Annotated in this window: 12 protein-coding genes and 1 tRNA gene; 6 read left to right on the top strand and 7 right to left on the bottom strand. The window is 60.6% G+C overall.

Annotation, left to right across the window (positions count from 1 at the left end; genetic code table 11):
* Positions 1 to 104 precede the first annotated feature (104 nt).
* From recJ to IB264_RS24335, 4 genes are all read right to left on the bottom strand, one after another.
* Positions 105 to 1907: a single-stranded-DNA-specific exonuclease RecJ gene (recJ, locus tag IB264_RS24320; protein WP_025426882.1), complete on the bottom strand. Its 1803-nt coding sequence runs from the start codon at positions 1905 to 1907 to the stop codon at positions 105 to 107.
* A gap of 126 nt (positions 1908 to 2033) precedes the next feature.
* The gene (locus IB264_RS24325) at positions 2034 to 3356 is read right to left on the bottom strand and encodes a homoserine dehydrogenase (RefSeq protein ID WP_025426881.1); all 1323 of its coding nucleotides are present in this window, start codon (positions 3354 to 3356) and stop codon (positions 2034 to 2036) included.
* Between the two features lie 83 nt (positions 3357 to 3439).
* Entirely contained in the window at positions 3440 to 4657 is a 1218-nt protein-coding gene (locus IB264_RS24330; RefSeq protein WP_025426880.1) for an LL-diaminopimelate aminotransferase, read from the bottom strand.
* Positions 4658 to 4781: 124 nt separating this feature from the next.
* Positions 4782 to 5090, bottom strand: a complete 309-nt coding sequence (locus IB264_RS24335) for a hypothetical protein (RefSeq protein WP_025426879.1) — start codon at positions 5088 to 5090, stop codon at positions 4782 to 4784.
* 109 nt (positions 5091 to 5199) lie between these two features.
* Between IB264_RS24335 and phaC the strand changes: the two genes are divergently transcribed.
* The 4 genes from phaC (at position 5200) to radC (ending at position 9648) form a co-directional block, all read left to right on the top strand.
* On the top strand, positions 5200 to 7041 hold the full coding sequence (phaC, locus tag IB264_RS24340; RefSeq protein WP_192434238.1) for a poly(3-hydroxyalkanoate) polymerase subunit PhaC: 1842 nt from the start codon (positions 5200 to 5202) through the stop codon (positions 7039 to 7041).
* An 18-nt stretch (positions 7042 to 7059) separates the two neighbouring features.
* Entirely contained in the window at positions 7060 to 7791 is a 732-nt protein-coding gene (sfsA, locus tag IB264_RS24345; protein WP_025426877.1) for a DNA/RNA nuclease SfsA, read from the top strand.
* Between the two features lie 229 nt (positions 7792 to 8020).
* Positions 8021 to 8860, top strand: coding sequence for a type I methionyl aminopeptidase (gene map / locus IB264_RS24350; RefSeq protein WP_025426876.1), 840 nt, complete (start codon positions 8021 to 8023; stop codon positions 8858 to 8860).
* On the top strand, positions 8857 to 9648 hold the full coding sequence (gene radC / locus IB264_RS24355; protein WP_025426875.1) for a DNA repair protein RadC: 792 nt from the start codon (positions 8857 to 8859) through the stop codon (positions 9646 to 9648). Before map ends, radC begins: the two co-directional genes overlap by 4 nt.
* 107 nt (positions 9649 to 9755) lie before the next feature.
* Here the strand turns inward: radC and IB264_RS24360 are convergent, their stop codons facing one another.
* Positions 9756 to 10784 (bottom strand): CorA family divalent cation transporter, encoded by a 1029-nt coding sequence (locus IB264_RS24360; protein ID WP_038576918.1) that lies wholly within the window; start codon positions 10782 to 10784, stop codon positions 9756 to 9758.
* A gap of 217 nt (positions 10785 to 11001) precedes the next feature.
* Here IB264_RS24360 and sthA point away from each other — a divergent pair, with 217 nt between their 5' ends.
* Together sthA and IB264_RS24370 are read left to right on the top strand one after the other, a co-directional pair.
* Entirely contained in the window at positions 11002 to 12408 is a 1407-nt protein-coding gene (gene sthA / locus IB264_RS24365; protein WP_025426873.1) for a Si-specific NAD(P)(+) transhydrogenase, read from the top strand.
* A 186-nt stretch (positions 12409 to 12594) separates the two neighbouring features.
* Positions 12595 to 13404, top strand: coding sequence for an endonuclease/exonuclease/phosphatase family protein (locus IB264_RS24370; protein WP_025426872.1), 810 nt, complete (start codon positions 12595 to 12597; stop codon positions 13402 to 13404).
* A gap of 106 nt (positions 13405 to 13510) precedes the next feature.
* Here the strand turns inward: IB264_RS24370 and tig are convergent, their stop codons facing one another.
* Positions 13511 to 14989 (bottom strand): trigger factor, encoded by a 1479-nt coding sequence (gene tig, locus IB264_RS24375; RefSeq protein ID WP_025426871.1) that lies wholly within the window; start codon positions 14987 to 14989, stop codon positions 13511 to 13513.
* A 179-nt stretch (positions 14990 to 15168) separates the two neighbouring features.
* A tRNA-Leu gene (locus IB264_RS24380) sits at positions 15169 to 15253 on the bottom strand.
* Between the last annotated feature and the right edge of the window lie 60 nt (positions 15254 to 15313).

Here is a 15313-nt window from a genome sequence, read left to right on the forward strand (position 1 = left end):
TCTGACGCAGGTTCACAGGAGATGACTGGACTCGATCCCGGCAGATAGTCATGCATTCCAAGCGGCACCGCAGAGCTTGACGGAATATAGATTCAGGCTGCCGGCTACATTGCCTTGGCAGCGTCGCTTACACGCAACTGCACGCGCCGCTGGCCTTGCCAAAGATCGGCCGAAACCGAACCCGCAACATGAATGGATGCGCCACGGCTGGCGAACAGGAAGTCGCCGAGCGGCGTCTCCACGGCCCGAAAGGCGATACCTTCGAGGCGGCTGCCGTCTTGCCCTTCGAGGGTCACCTTGATGTGGTTGGCTCCAACCTGGCGGCAGTCGCGCAGCCGATGCAGGGGGAAGGCGAAGACCGGCTGCGGATGGGCGGAGCCGTAGGGGCCGGCCTGCTCCAGCAGATCGATCAGTTCCAGCGTTGCGCCAGACGCGCCGAGCGCGCCGTCCACCTTCAGCGTCTGCACCGCAACGAGGTCCCGCACGGCTGCTTCAGCCTTCTCCTCAAAGAATTGGCGCAACCGGCCGAGCTTTGCCCGCTCGACCGTCAGGCCTGCGGCCATGGCGTGGCCGCCGCCTTTCACCAACAATCCGCCGTCGACGGCGGCACGAACCATCTTTCCCATGTCGAAACCAGCAATCGACCGACCCGATCCGGTGCCGCGACCATTCGGATCGAAGGCAATGGCAAAGGTCGGGCGACGGAATTTCTCTTTTATTCTCGCCGCGATCAGCCCGACGATACCGGGGTGCCAGTTCTCCCGCGCCGTCACAATGACGGAGGCGCCCTCGCCCGTGCCGTACTCAGCCAGAACCTCGGCCTCGGCCTCGGCCAACATCGCCGCTTCCATCGCCTGCCGCTCGCGGTTGAGCTCGTCGAGCCGTGCCGCAATCGTTTCAGCCGCAGCACTATCGTCCATCGTCAACAGGCGGCTGCCAAGCGCCGCGTCCCCGATGCGCCCGCCCGCATTGATGCGTGGCCCGACCAGAAAGCCGAGATGATATGGCGTCACGGGACCGCCGATCGCCGCCTTGCGCAACAGCGCGGCCAGCCCGACATTGCCCATATGCCGGGCTGCAATCAGCCCCTTGACCACATAGGCGCGATTGAGCCCCTTCAGCGGCACCACATCACAAACGGTTGCGAGTGCCACGAGATCGAGTTGCGCCAGTAGATCGAAAGTCCCAACGCGCGCATCACCAGCGGCGCGCAGCACACGCACGGCATTGACGAGAACGAGATAGACGACGCCGGCAGCGCAAAGGTGCCCCTGGCCGGAGAGATCGTCCTCGCGGTTGGGATTGACCAGTGCATGGCATGGCGGCAACGTCGAGCCGACCTGGTGATGGTCGATGACGACGACGTCGATACCGCGTTGGGCCGCGACAGCGAGCGATTCATGGCTGGTCGAGCCACAGTCGACGGTGACGATGAGCCTGGCCCCGTTATCGATCAACTGTTCGATCGCCTGTGGGTTGGGGCCATAGCCTTCAAAGATGCGATCGGGGATGTAGATCTCGACCTCGAGCCCGAAATGTTCGAGGAAGCGCGCCATCAGCGCCGAGGATGCAGCGCCATCGACGTCGTAGTCGCCGAAGACCACTACCTTCTCGCGCCTGGATATTGCCAGCGACAGGCGCTCTGCCGCTTTGCAGCAGTCGGTCAAGGTGTCGGGGTCCGGCATCAGCGAGCGAAGCGTCGGGTCGAGGAAGGTCGCGGCATCGTCGAGCGAAACGCCACGGCCGGCCAGCACGCGTCCAATGAGATCGGAATAGCCATGAACCTGGCTGATCGCCAGCGCGCGGTTCTGCCCGGCCTGGTCGAGACGAGAGACCCAGCGCTGACCGCTGATCGATCGCTCGACGCCCAGAAAAGCTCGCTGTATCGGGTCTACCGGTTCTTCCATGCTGTCCACCTGCCTCAATCTCTTCGTTATTAGCGAACAATGCGCGCACGCAAAACCCGGCATGAAAAAGGCCCCACCGACGCCAATGGTCGATGGGGCCCGTTCTCAACAGCTTTGCACCTTGAGCTAGGCTGCCTTCGGCCGCTCGATGCGGATCACCTGCGGCTCGCCGACCAGATAGCCCTCGCTCTTGATCGCGACGATCGCATCGCGCACCGAATGCTCGGCGGTCGCGTGCGTCACCAAAATGATCGTCTGCGGCTCGTCCGATTCCTTCGGGTGCTTGGAATGCTGCATGATCGATTCCAGCGAAATGCCGTTTTCGGCCATGCGCGAAGCAATGCTCGCAAAGACGCCTGTGCGATCGACGACCTTCAGGCGGATGAAGTAGCCGCCTTCGTGGCTCTGGATCTGCGCGCGCTTGTAAGGCAGCAGCGCATTGGTCGGACGACCAAATGCGGGCACATGCTGGGCGCCAGGGCGGCTCTTGGCGATATCGGCGACGTCGCCGAGAACGGCCGACGCCGTCGCGTTGCCGCCGGCACCCGGACCGACCATCAGCAGCTCGCCGAGAATATCGGATTCGATCGCGACCGCATTGGTGACGCCATCGACCTGAGCGATCACCGAATCATAGGGAACCATCGTTGGATGTACGCGCTGCTCGATGCCGCTTTCGGTGCGCTGGGCGACCCCGAGAAGCTTGATCCGGTATCCGAGATCGGCCGCGGCATTGATATCGTCGATGGAGATATTGGTGATGCCTTCGAGATAGATGTCGTCGGCCGCAATCGCCGTGCCGAAGGCAAGGCTCGTCAGGATCGATAGCTTGTGGGCGGTATCGTTGCCTTCGATGTCGAAGGCCGGGTCGGCCTCAGCATAGCCGAGCCTCTGGGCTTCCTTCAGGCAGGCCTCGAAGGACAGACCCTCCTTCTCCATCTTCGTCAGGATGTAGTTGCAGGTGCCGTTCATGATCCCGTAGACGCGCGAGATCGTGTTGCCGGTCATGGATTCGCGCAGCGCCTTGATGACGGGAATGCCGCCAGCAACGGCAGCTTCGTAGTTGAGCAGCGCGCCGTTGTTCTCGGCAATGGCCGCAAGCTCGATGCCATGTGCTGCCAGCAACGCCTTGTTGGCGGTGACGACATGGATACCACGGCCGAGCGCCGTCTTGACCGCAGCATAGGCCGGGTCGCCGGAACCGCCCATCAATTCGATGAAGACATCGATATCGGCATTGGCAGCGAGCGAGACGGCATCGTCGAACCAGGTGGTCTTCGACAGATCGACTCCACGATCCCTGGAGCGGTCACGCGCCGTTACGGCTGTAATTTCGATTGCCCTGCCACATGTCGTTGCCAGCATCTCGTGACGATCCTGGAGGATTCGCACGAGCGAGGCACCGACGGTACCCAAGCCCGCAATGCCAATTTTGAGGGCATCTGCCATAGCCATTTCCTAACATGTGAGGGTCCCCGCCAGAACGGCGGGGCCGTTGCGGTAGGGGCGCGCGCCTGGCACGCCCCCGTCTTTTACCGATGCGCGTTGAGCGAGATGACGTTGTGCATCGTCTCGTCAGCCGTGGACAGGAACTTCTTGATATTGCGTGCCGCCTGACGAATGCGGTGCTCGTTTTCGACGAGCGCCAGACGCACATAGTCGTCACCCTGCTCGCCGAAGCCGATGCCCGGCGCTACGGCCACATCGGCCTTCTCTACAAGCAGCTTTGAGAATTCGAGCGATCCGAGATGACGGAACTTCTCCGGGATCTTGGCCCAGGCAAACATCGTGGCTGCCGGCGGCGGCACGTCGAAGCCGGCCTTGCCGAAGCTTTCGACCATCACGTCGCGACGGCGCTTGTAGATGTTGCGGACCTCGGCGATGTCGCTGCCGTCACCGTTAAGTGCCTGGGTGGCGGCAACCTGGATCGGCGTGAACGCACCATAGTCGAGATAAGACTTCACGCGCGTCAGCGCCGCGATCAACCGCTCGTTGCCGACGGCAAAGCCCATGCGCCAACCGGGCATGGAAAACGTCTTCGACATCGAGGTGAACTCGACCGCGATGTCGATCGCGCCCGGCACCTCGAGCACGGATGGTGGCGGCGCATCGTTGAAGTAGATTTCCGAATAGGCCAGATCCGACAAGACGATGATGTCGTGCTTCTTCGCGAATGCCACGACTTCCTTATAGAAATCGAGCGTCGCAACCTGCGCCGTCGGGTTCGACGGGTAATTGAGGATCAGCGCCAGCGGCTTCGGGATCGAATGGCGAACGGCGCGCTCCAGCGGCCCGAAGAATGTGTCGTCCGGCTCGACCGAGATCGAGCGGATGACGCCACCGGCCATCAGAAAGCCGAAGGCATGGATCGGATAGGTCGGATTAGGGCACAGGATCACGTCGCCCGGCGCGGTGATCGCCTGAGCCATGTTGGCAAAGCCTTCCTTGGAGCCAAGGGTGGCGACGACCTGCGTGTCCGGGTTCAGTTTGACGCCGAAGCGGCGGGCGTAATAGGCGGCCTGGGCACGACGCAGCCCGGGAATGCCCTTCGACGACGAATAACGATGCGTGCGCGGGTCCTGAACGGCCTCGCAGAGCTTGTCGACAATCGACTGCGGAGTGGGAAGATCCGGATTGCCCATGCCGAGGTCGATGATGTCAGCACCGGCCGCTCGCGCGCTTGCTTTCAAACGGTTGACCTGTTCGAAAACATAAGGCGGCAAACGCCGGACTTTGTGAAACTCTTCCATCTCCAAACCTCGTTTGGCGCACGTATCCGCCAGCGGTTGGCCGTCGCGAAAACATGCGCTTTGGTGAACGGCCGTCATTGCGGCCATTGAACGCTTTGCGTCCAAATCACCTGAAACGCAAGTGCTAATTCGTGATCTGTTTCAACGTGTCGGAGCCGTGGTCTTCGGCAAGCTTTCGCATTTCCTTCATGCGACGCTGATACTCCGCTTCGGAGATGGAGCCGGATTTGCGCGCGGCACCGAGCGCGGACAGCCGCGCCTGCATATCGGCGGCTTCCTGATTGGTCATCTGCTGCGTTGCCGCAGGCTTCTGACCGTAGACGGAGGGATAATTTTCGAAATCGGTCTTCTGGCTGTTGCAGCCCGCAAGCGTGCCGAGGAGAATGATCCCGGCAACCCAGGTGATGGAGCGCTGTTTTCCGACGGCGAGCATACTGGCAAAGACCTCTGTTTTCGTGGCGCGACGATGCGCTAGCCCTTGTAATCATTTTCGGGCAGAATGTAAAAATACAAAACAAACAAGATGCTGTGGAGGAAACCGGGTGACAGCAGACAGGAATGCCGAAGGCAAGGACGGCTTTGCTGGCTTCGACCCGAAGTCCGTTGAACCCTACATCGTCAAGGATCCCGAAGGCCTCGCGGTCAACCTTGCCCGCGCAATGGAGCAGCTCGGCAAGGCGGCCTCAGCCTGGCTTGCGCCGCGCGAAACCGGCGAAAAATCCGACGTCTTCTCCGAACCTGTCACCGACATGGTCAAAACCCTCTCCAGGGTTTCCGAGTATTGGCTTTCCGATCCACGCCGGACGCTCGAAGCCCAGACCCATCTGATGGGCAGTTTCTTCGAGATGTGGTCTCGAACCTTGCATCGCATGTCCGGTGATGTTGTCGCCACCGATCCCGTGAGCTTGCAGCGCACCGACAAGCGCTTCGCCGACGAGGACTGGGTAAAAAACCCGTTCTTCGATTTCGTCCGGCAGGCCTATTTCATCACGTCGGACTGGGCTGACAAGATGGTGCGCGACGCGGAAGGGCTGGACGACCACACCAAACACAAGGCTGCCTTTTACGTCAGGCAGATTTCGAGTGCGCTCTCTCCGACCAATTTCGTCACCACCAACCCTCAGCTCTACCGGGAAACGGTTGCGACGAGCGGCGCCAATCTCGTCAAGGGCATGCAAATGTTTGCCGAGGACGTGGTGGCCGGTCGCGGCGATCTCAGGATGCGCCAGACCGATACCAGCAAATTCGCGATCGGCGAAAACATCGCGATCACCCCCGGCAAGGTGGTCGCGCAGAGCGACGTCTGCCAGGTGATCCAGTACGAGGCCTCGACGGAAACGGTGCTCAAGCGTCCGCTGTTGATCTGCCCGCCCTGGATCAACAAGTTCTACGTGCTCGACCTCAACCCGCAGAAATCCTACATCAAGTGGGCGGTCGATCAGGGACACACGGTGTTCGTCATCTCCTGGGTCAATCCGGACGAGCGGCATGCGGCCAAGGATTGGGAAGCCTATGCCCGCGAAGGCATCGGCTTTGCGCTCGACACCGTCGAACAGGCGACCGGCGAACGGGACGTGAATGCCATCGGCTATTGCGTCGGTGGAACGCTATTGGCCGCAACACTGGCGCTCCATGCCGCAGAGGGCGACGAGCGCATCCGCTCGGCAACGCTGTTTACCACCCAGGTCGACTTCACTCACGCCGGTGATCTCATGGTCTTCGTCGACGAAGACCAGATCAGCCAGATGGAAGCCAACATGCGGGTGGCCGGCTATCTCGACGGCTCGAAAATGGCGACCGCGTTCAACATGCTGCGCGCCTCCGAACTGATCTGGCCCTACTTCGTCAACAACTACCTCAAGGGGCAGGAGCCCCTGCCCTTCGACCTGCTCTACTGGAATTCCGATTCGACCCGGATGCCGGCGGCCAACCATTCGTTCTACCTGCGCAACTGCTACCTGGAAAACCGTCTGTCGAAGGGCGAGATGATGCTGGCCGGCAAGCAGGTATCGCTGGGTGACGTCAAGATCCCGATCTACAACCTGGCAACCAAGGAAGACCATATCGCTCCGCCGCGCTCCGTTTTCCTCGGCAGTTCCTCCTTCGGTGGCAAGGTCACATACGTGCTTTCCGGCTCGGGCCACATCGCCGGCGTCGTGAACCCACCGGACAAGGGCAAGTACCAGTTCTGGACCGGCGGTCCTCCCAAGGGAGAGTTCGACGATTGGGTCAAAACGGCCACGGAGACCCCCGGGTCCTGGTGGCCGCACTGGCATCAGTGGATCGAAAAGCTGGACAAGAAGCGCGTGCCCGCGCGCAAGCCCGGCGGCACGCTCAACACGCTGGAAGAGGCGCCCGGCTCCTATGTGCGCGCCCGCGCCTGACCAAAGTGTGAACAGATCTTGATTTTCGATCGGCCACTCGTGCCCGCCACGCTCGTGCAGCGCTACAAACGCTTTCTATTCGACGCTCTCCTCGCCGATGGTACGGCATTGACCGGCTCATGCCCCAACACCGGGTCGATGCGCGGACTGACGACGCCGGGTTCGCGCATCTGGATGTCGGAGCATGATAGCCCGACGCGCAAGTACCGGCAGATGCTCGAAATCGTCGAGGCGGATGGTACGCTGGTCGGCATCAACACCGGCCTGCCCAACCGTCTGGCGGAAGAGGCCATTCGGCTCGGACTTGTCGCCGACCTTCATCTCTACGAGAACCTCGCCCGCGAGCAGAAATACGGGCGCAATTCGCGAATCGACATTCTCTTGAGCGACAGCCTGCGCGGTCTTGCCTATGTCGAGGTGAAGAATGTGCATTTCAGTCGCAACCCTGGCGTGGCCGAGTTTCCCGACAGCCCGACTGCACGTGGCGCCAAGCACCTCGAAGAACTGGGAGACATGGTCGAAGCCGGCCATCGCGCGATCATGGTCTACCTAGTGCAGCGCAGCGATTGCGATCACCTGCAGATCTGCCGCGACTACGACCCTGTATATGCCGCTGCCTTCGATCGTGCCATGACCAGAGGTGTCGAGGCCTATGCGGTGAAATGCCTGGTATCGCCCTCCGAGATAGCACCGATCGGCTTGATCGCAATCGATGAGGCAGGTGCCAGCGCTATTCGCAACTTCGCCTGAGTTACCGATTTGGCACGCACGGCATCGCCAACCCTTAGCAACCTGCAACATTCTACGGATAGGCGCAGGCATTGATCCGCGTTAGGCTTGCCGATCTGCTTAGCGGAAGATCGCGGCTGCGAAATACTGTGCGCTGCGCCCTATATCAGTCCCTCAAGGTGCACGGCAGTGGACGAGGCTGCCCCTGCTGGATTATGAAATTCGACAGGAAACAACTGAAAGTTCTGGAATGGTGACTTACATCGAGGCAGGGGCCGCGCCCTATAAGAACACCGGCGTCATCCGCCTCTACGGACCGGAGGGGTTCGAAGGTATGCGCAAGGCCTGTCAGGTGACGGCGCGTTGCCTCGACGAACTGGTGTCGCGCGTTCGGCCCGGGGTGACGACCGAGGAGATCGACCGCTTCGTCTTCGAGTTCGGCATGGACAACGGCGCGCTTCCGGCAACGCTGAACTACCGCGGCTATACCAAGTCGTCCTGCACCTCGATCAACCACGTTGTCTGCCACGGTATTCCGAACGACAAGCCGCTTCGCGACGGCGATATCGTCAATATCGACGTGACCTATGTGATCGATGGCTGGCACGGCGATTCCAGCCGCATGTATCCGGTCGGCGAGATCAAACGTGCCGCCGAGCGGCTTCTCGACGTGACGCATGAGTGCCTGATGCGCGGCATTGCCGCCGTGCGTCCTGGCGCCCGCACCGGCGCGATCGGCGAAGCCATCCAGGCCTATGCCGAAGCCGAACGGTGCTCGGTCGTACGCGACTTCTGCGGACACGGCGTCGGCCGGCTTTTCCACGACGCTCCCAACATCCTGCATTACGGCCGCGCCAACGAGGGGCCGGAACTGCGCGAAGGCATGATCTTCACCATCGAGCCGATGATCAATCTCGGTCGCCCGCACGTGAAGGTGCTTGCCGATGGCTGGACGGCGGTAACACGCGACCGTTCTCTCTCGGCGCAGTACGAGCATACGGTCGGCGTCACGGCTGATGGCTGCGAGATCTTCACGCTCTCGCCGGCCGGCCTCTTCAAGCCTGACATGGCCGCCATGGGCGCCGCATGAAGAAAAACTCCCGCTCATCCGCAGGCGATGCGACGCAGCCGGCGGACGAACGGTCGTTTTTTGCGGATCTGCAGCCGCAGGACGCGCATGTCTCAGACGCGGCAGCTCAGGCGGTCGAGGCGCACTATCTTGGCCACCGTGATCGGCTGCGAACACGGTATCGCGAGCACGGCGACGCCGCGCTTGCCGACTACGAACTCCTCGAAATGCTGCTGTTCCGGCTTATCCCGCGCAAGGATACCAAGCCGATTGCCAAGGCGCTGCTGACGCGCTTTGGCACGCTTGCCGGTGTATTCGGCGCACCGCTCCCGTTGCTGCAGGAGGTCAAGGGTGTTGGCGAATCGGTCGCGCTCGACCTGAAGCTCGTCTCGACGATCGGGCACCGAACGCTGAAGAGTGACCTGCGCAAGAAGCACATTCTCTCGTCCTGGTCGGCGGTGATCGAATATTGCCACGCGGCTATGGCCTATGAGACCAAGGAGCAATTCCGGATATTATTCCTCGACAAGCGTAATGCGTTGATTGCCGACGAGGTCCAGCAGACGGGCACGATCGACCACACGCCTGTCTATCCGCGCGAGGTCGTCAAGCGCGCACTCGAATTGTCGGCAACCGCGATCATCCTTGCGCATAATCACCCCTCAGGCGACCCCACGCCGTCGCGGGCGGATATCGACATGACCAAGCTGATCGTCGAGACAGCCAAGCCGCTCGGCATTGCGGTGCACGATCACATCATCATCGGCAAGGACGGCCATGTAAGCCTGAAGGGGCTGCGCCTCTTCTAGAGCGTTTCCGATTTGGACGGAATCGCACAAACGCTTTTTTACGCATTTCCTGATGGAAAACCGCTTCGCACTTTTCCTGGAAATGCTCTAGCCGCCGGGCTTTGCAATCAAAGCCATCGGGCGCGGCGGAAGAAGCGATACAGCGTCAGGCAGAGCCCGATGATCACGGCCAGCACCACGAAATAACCGTAGCGGAATTTAAGCTCCGGCATGTCGTCGAAGTTCATCCCGTAGATACCGGCAATTGCCGTCGGCACTGCAAGGATAGCTGCCCAGGAGGCAAGCTTGCGGGAGATCTCCGTCTGCTCGGATTGGCCGATCATCAAGCTGGCTTCAAAGGTGAAGGCCAGAACCTCGCGCAACGCATCGATATCTTCCTGCACGCGGCGGACATGGTCGGTCACATCGCGAAACAGCGGTTGCAGTGCCGCCTCCATGCCGGGCAGATCGATATGCTCGTGCCGCCGGCAGACATCGACCAGCGGCACGGCGGCATTGCGAAGCCTGAGCAGGTTGCGCCGGAGCAGATAGAGCCGTTCGATATCCGCCTTCTCCAGCCGTTGGCGAAGCAGACGATCCTCGAGCCGTTCGACTTCCTCGTGAATGGCCTCGATTACCGGCATGTAATTGTCGACGATGAAATCGAGGATCGAATACAGGATATAGTTCTCACCATGAGCAAGGGCAGCGGGTGACGCTTCGCATCGCTGCCGCACGGCCATATAGGAGGTCGAGGCGCCGTGGCGAACCGAGACGACGTAGCCGCGCCCGACGAAGAGATGCGTTTCGCCGAACGCGATTTCGACTCCGACCATATGAGCGGTGCGGGCAACGACGAAAATCGAATCGCCATAGATCTCAAGTTTAGGACGTTGATGCGCCTTGCAGGCGTCTTCGATCGCCAGGTCATGCAGATCGAACTCGCGCTGCACCTGGCGAAGCAACGCAGCATCCGGTTCATGGAGACCGATCCAGATGACGGCATTCGGGCGGTTTCGCCATTTGCTCGCATCTTCCACCTGAATGTCCTGGATGCGCACGCCGTTTTCGTAGACCGCAGCGGCGATCACGCCCTGCCTGTCCTCCCCATGCGGCGGTTCCGTGGTGCGCGAATAGTCCGAGCTTGGCTCGTTCATCAGGTCGAACGCCATAGAAGACCTCCCATGCCCGCATGAATTCCATGCACCGGTATGCTATTGGGTCATCGAGCATACGCGTATTTCGTCATATTCGCACCCAACAGGTTTCAAAGACGAAAACCACTTCATCAAACTGTGCGATTGACGATATAGACGCATGCGAGCGAGACTTTTCGCAGCGCACAACGATTCTTCCTTTTTTACGGAAATGCCCATGAACCAGTTCGATCTCATCGTCGTCGGAAGCGGACCCGCCGGCCGCCGTGGCGCCATCCAGGCCGCCAAGCTCGGCAAGAAGGTTCTCGTCATCGAACAGGGCAAACGCGTCGGCGGCGTTTCCGTGCACACGGGCACGATCCCGTCGAAGACCCTGCGCGAAACGGCGCTCAATCTCTCGGGTTGGCGCGAACGCGGCTTTTACGGCCGCTCTTACCGCGTCAAGGAGGAGATCAGCGCCGAGGATCTGCGCCAGCGACTGATCATCACCCTCAATCATGAGGTTGAGGTTCTCGAACACCAGTTTGCCCGCAACCGCGTGCAGCAGATGCGCGGCAAGGCAAGTTTCGTCGATCAGACCACGCTTGAAGTGGTCAAGGACGACGGCGAGACTTTGCTCGTTTCGGCGACCAGCATCATGCTTGCCGTCGGCACGAAGCCATTCCGTCCGGACTACATGCCCTTCGACGGCAAGACCGTGCTCGACAGCGACGAGCTGCTCGATATCTCGCAGTTGCCGCGCTCGCTCGTGGTGATCGGCGCCGGCGTCGTCGGCATCGAATATGCGACGATATTCAGTGCGCTAGACACGCAAGTGACGGTGATCGACCCGAAGACGACGATGCTCGACTTCATCGACAAGGAGATTGTCGAGGACTTCACCTATCAATTGCGCGACCGCAACATGAAACTCCATCTCGGGCAGAAGGCGGAAAAGGTCGAACGGCTCGACGATGGTAAGGTTCTGCTGACGCTCGACAACGGCCGCAGGATCGTGACCGACATGGTGCTCTTTGCCGCCGGCCGCATGGGCGCGACCGACACGCTCAATCTTCCGGCCGCCGGGCTCGAAGCCGACAGCCGCGGTCGGCTCAAGGTCAATCCCGAAACCTTCCAGACCTCAGTGCCCAACATCTACGCCGCCGGCGACGTGGTCGGCTTCCCGAGCCTTGCCTCGACTTCGATGGAACAGGGACGCATTGCTGCTCGCGTCGCAGTCGGCGCCATCGCCATGGAGCCGCAAAAATACTTCCCTTACGGCATCTATGCCGTTCCGGAAATCTCCACCTGCGGCCTTTCAGAAGAGGAGGTCAAGGAGCGCGGCATTGCCTATGAATGCGGCATTGCGCGCTTTCGCGAAACCTCGCGCGGCCACATCATGGGGCTCGACTCCGGTCTTTTGAAGATGATCTTTTCGCTAAAGACGCGCCGCCTGCTCGGCGTGCACATCCTCGGTGAAGGCGCGACCGAGCTGGTTCATATCGGCCAGGCCGTGCTGAACCTCAAGGGCACCGTCGAGTACTTTGTCGAGAACACGTTCAACTATCCGACGCTTGCCGAAGCCTACAAGATTGCCGGCCTCGACGCCTGGAACCGCATGGGCGAGATCAAGCCGACGGCTTAAAATGCCGCGAGGCCGGCCAGGTCGGCCCCGAACAAACCGCCGCGAATCAGATAGCCTCGCCGCCCTGACGTCGCCAAATCCGGCCACTTGAGAACGGCATCAAGTGATCGGCCTGGGCTTCGTTTTCACGCATACGGCCCGAATATGCTGCGCATCGTCGGGCCGTGTTTTGGCGAGCGATTGAGCATGGCACTACGCATCCTCTCCCTGAATGCCTGGGGCGGCAAGCTGCATGCGCCGCTGATACCGTATCTTGTCGAAGTCAACGCAGACATCCTGTGTCTGCAGGAGGTCGTGCGCTCTCCGGAGACGAGGTCAGAGTGGCTCCTTTACCGCGATCGCGATGTCGAGCTGCCGCAGCGCGCCAATCTCTTCGACGAGATCTGCGCAGCCCTGCCTGATCATGACGGGTATTTCTGCCCGACGTCGAGAGGCGAGCTTTCCGATGGCGATCGTATGGTCCATTCCGAATTCGGATTGGCGACATTCGTGCGCAAATCCTTTCCCGTCATCGGCCAGGCGCTCGATTTCGTCCATGGCGAGTTTTCGCCCGACGGTTGGGGCGAACATCCGCGCGCCCGAAATGCCCACTGCCTCCGCCTCTTCAACTATGAGCATGGCTTTTCCATAACCATCGCGCAGATGCACGGCCTGCGGACCACGAACGGCAAGGGCGACACGCCGGAGCGGCAGGCGCAGGCGGATGCGCTGGTACAACTTATCGGCCGCATTTGGCCCGGAAACGAAAGGCTCGTCGTCTGCGGCGATTTCAATGTCCTGCCTGAAAGCGCAACCTTTGCGGCGCTCGGCAGTCTCGGCCTGTCCGATCTCGTCACCGGTCGAGGTCACACGGATACACGCACATCGCACTACGGCAAATCAGGGCGTTACGCCGATTACATGCTGGCCACGCCGGATGTCGATGTCATCAGCTTCGACGTTGTCGAACAACCGGAAGTCTCGGATCACCGGGCGTTGCTGCTCGATCTTCGGTAAAGCAAAACGTCTCTGTGCACCCACCACGCACGACAAACATTTCCCCAACAGAAAAGGCCCCGCCGTAAACGGCAGGGCCTCAATTTGTAAGCAATCGAAGAAGTGATTACTCGGCGCTGTCGTCAGCAGCCTTTTTCTTGGCCGGAGCCTTCTTCTTCGGAGCAGCGGCTTCTTCGCCTTCAGCGGCGTCAGCCTTGGCAGCGGCCTTCTTCTTGGCCGGAGCCTTCTTGGCAGCCTTGCCTTCGGTTTCTTCGTCGTCAGCCGTCAGCTCTTCCTTGGAAACCGTCTTGTCGGTTACCGAGATCTCGGAGAGCAGGTGATCGACAACCTTTTCTTCGAACAGCGGAGCGCGCAGCGAAGCGGCGGCACCAGGCGTGTTCTTGAAGTAGTCGAGGATCTGCTTTTCCTGGCCCGGGAACTGGCGGAGCTGTTCGAACAGCGAACGCTGCAGTTCGTCGTCGCTGACCTGAACGCCGGCCTTTTCGCCGATTTCCGAGAGAACGAGGCCGAGGCGAACGCGACGCTCAGCGAGCTTGCGGTATTCGGCGCGTGCTTCTTCTTCGGTGGTTTCTTCGTCAGCGAAGGTCTTGCCGGCCTGCTGCAGATCGGTGTTGATCTGACGCCAGATGTTTTCGAATTCGGCTTCGACGAGGCGCTCCGGCGTATCGAACTGGTAGAGTTCGTCGAGCTGGTCGAGGATCTGACGCTTCACCTTCTGGCGGGTCAGCGAGCCGTACTGGCTCTCGATCTGGCCGCGAACGATTTCCTTCAGCTTGTCAGCCGATTCGAGGCCGAGCTTGGTGGCCAGTTCGTCGTTGATTTCGATGTCCTGGGCCGAAGCAACGTCCTTGACGGTGATGTCGAAGGTGGCTTCCTTGCCAGCGAGGTTCGCTGCCGGGTAATCGGCCGGGAACGTCACGGTGATGGTCTTCTCGTCGCCAGCCTTGACGCCGACGAGCTGCTCTTCGAAGCCCGGGATGAAGCGGTTGGAGCCGAGAACGAGTTCTGCGTCTTCGTCCTTGCCGCCGTCGAAGGCTTCGCCGTCAACCTTGCCGAGGTAGTCGATGGTGACGCGGTCGCCGTTGGCGGCCTTGCCCTTCTTCGATTCGTAGGTGCGAGCGCTTTCAGCGATACGCAGGATCTGCTCGTTGACTTCGTCTTCGGCGATCTCGACGACTTCGCGCGTCACCTTGATGCCGCTGACGTCCTTGAGTTCGATCGCCGGGATGATTTCGTAAGCGACGGTGAACTCGAGGTCAGCCTCAGCGTTGAGGATCTTGTCGGCTTCGGACTCGTCCTCGGTCATCGCGATTTCCGGCTGGGTCGCCGACTTCTCGCCACGGCCCGAAAGGATCTCGGTCGGCTTTTCGCGGACGATCTCGTTGACGAGATCTGCCATGATCGACTTGCCATAGACCTTCTTCAGATGCGCGAACGGCACCTTGCCCGGCCGGAAGCCGTTGATCTTCACACGGTCCTTCACTTCGGCCAGACGCTCGTTCATCCGAGCTTCCATGTCCTTGGCCGGGATAACGACCTTGAGTTCGCGCTTCAGCCCTTGAGCGAGCGTTTCGATAACCTGCATGTTCAAACCTTCATTTCACGTTGACTGTGCTCTTCCCCTTAGAAAGGTCTGGCGAGCACGTGAGCCGATCCATTTGCCGGGAGTGGCTTTACGCAGTTCCGTAACCGTTTTGCAAGCAAAATGGCACTCCAGCCCCCTTCATCATAGCAGAATCCGGACTTTTGGCGCGATGCTTGTCTTGGTGCGGGTAGAGAGACTTGAACTCCCACGCCTTGCGGCACCAGAACCTAAATCTGGCGTGTCTACCAATTTCACCATACCCGCGTTCAGACAATCGCACCGCCTGATCGTATTCCCGCAAGACCAACCAACGGAAATACCGCA

Origin of the sequence: Ensifer sp. ENS11, from assembly GCF_014851895.1 — a bacterium.
GTDB classification, from domain to species: Bacteria; Pseudomonadota; Alphaproteobacteria; order Rhizobiales; family Rhizobiaceae; genus Ensifer; species Ensifer canadensis.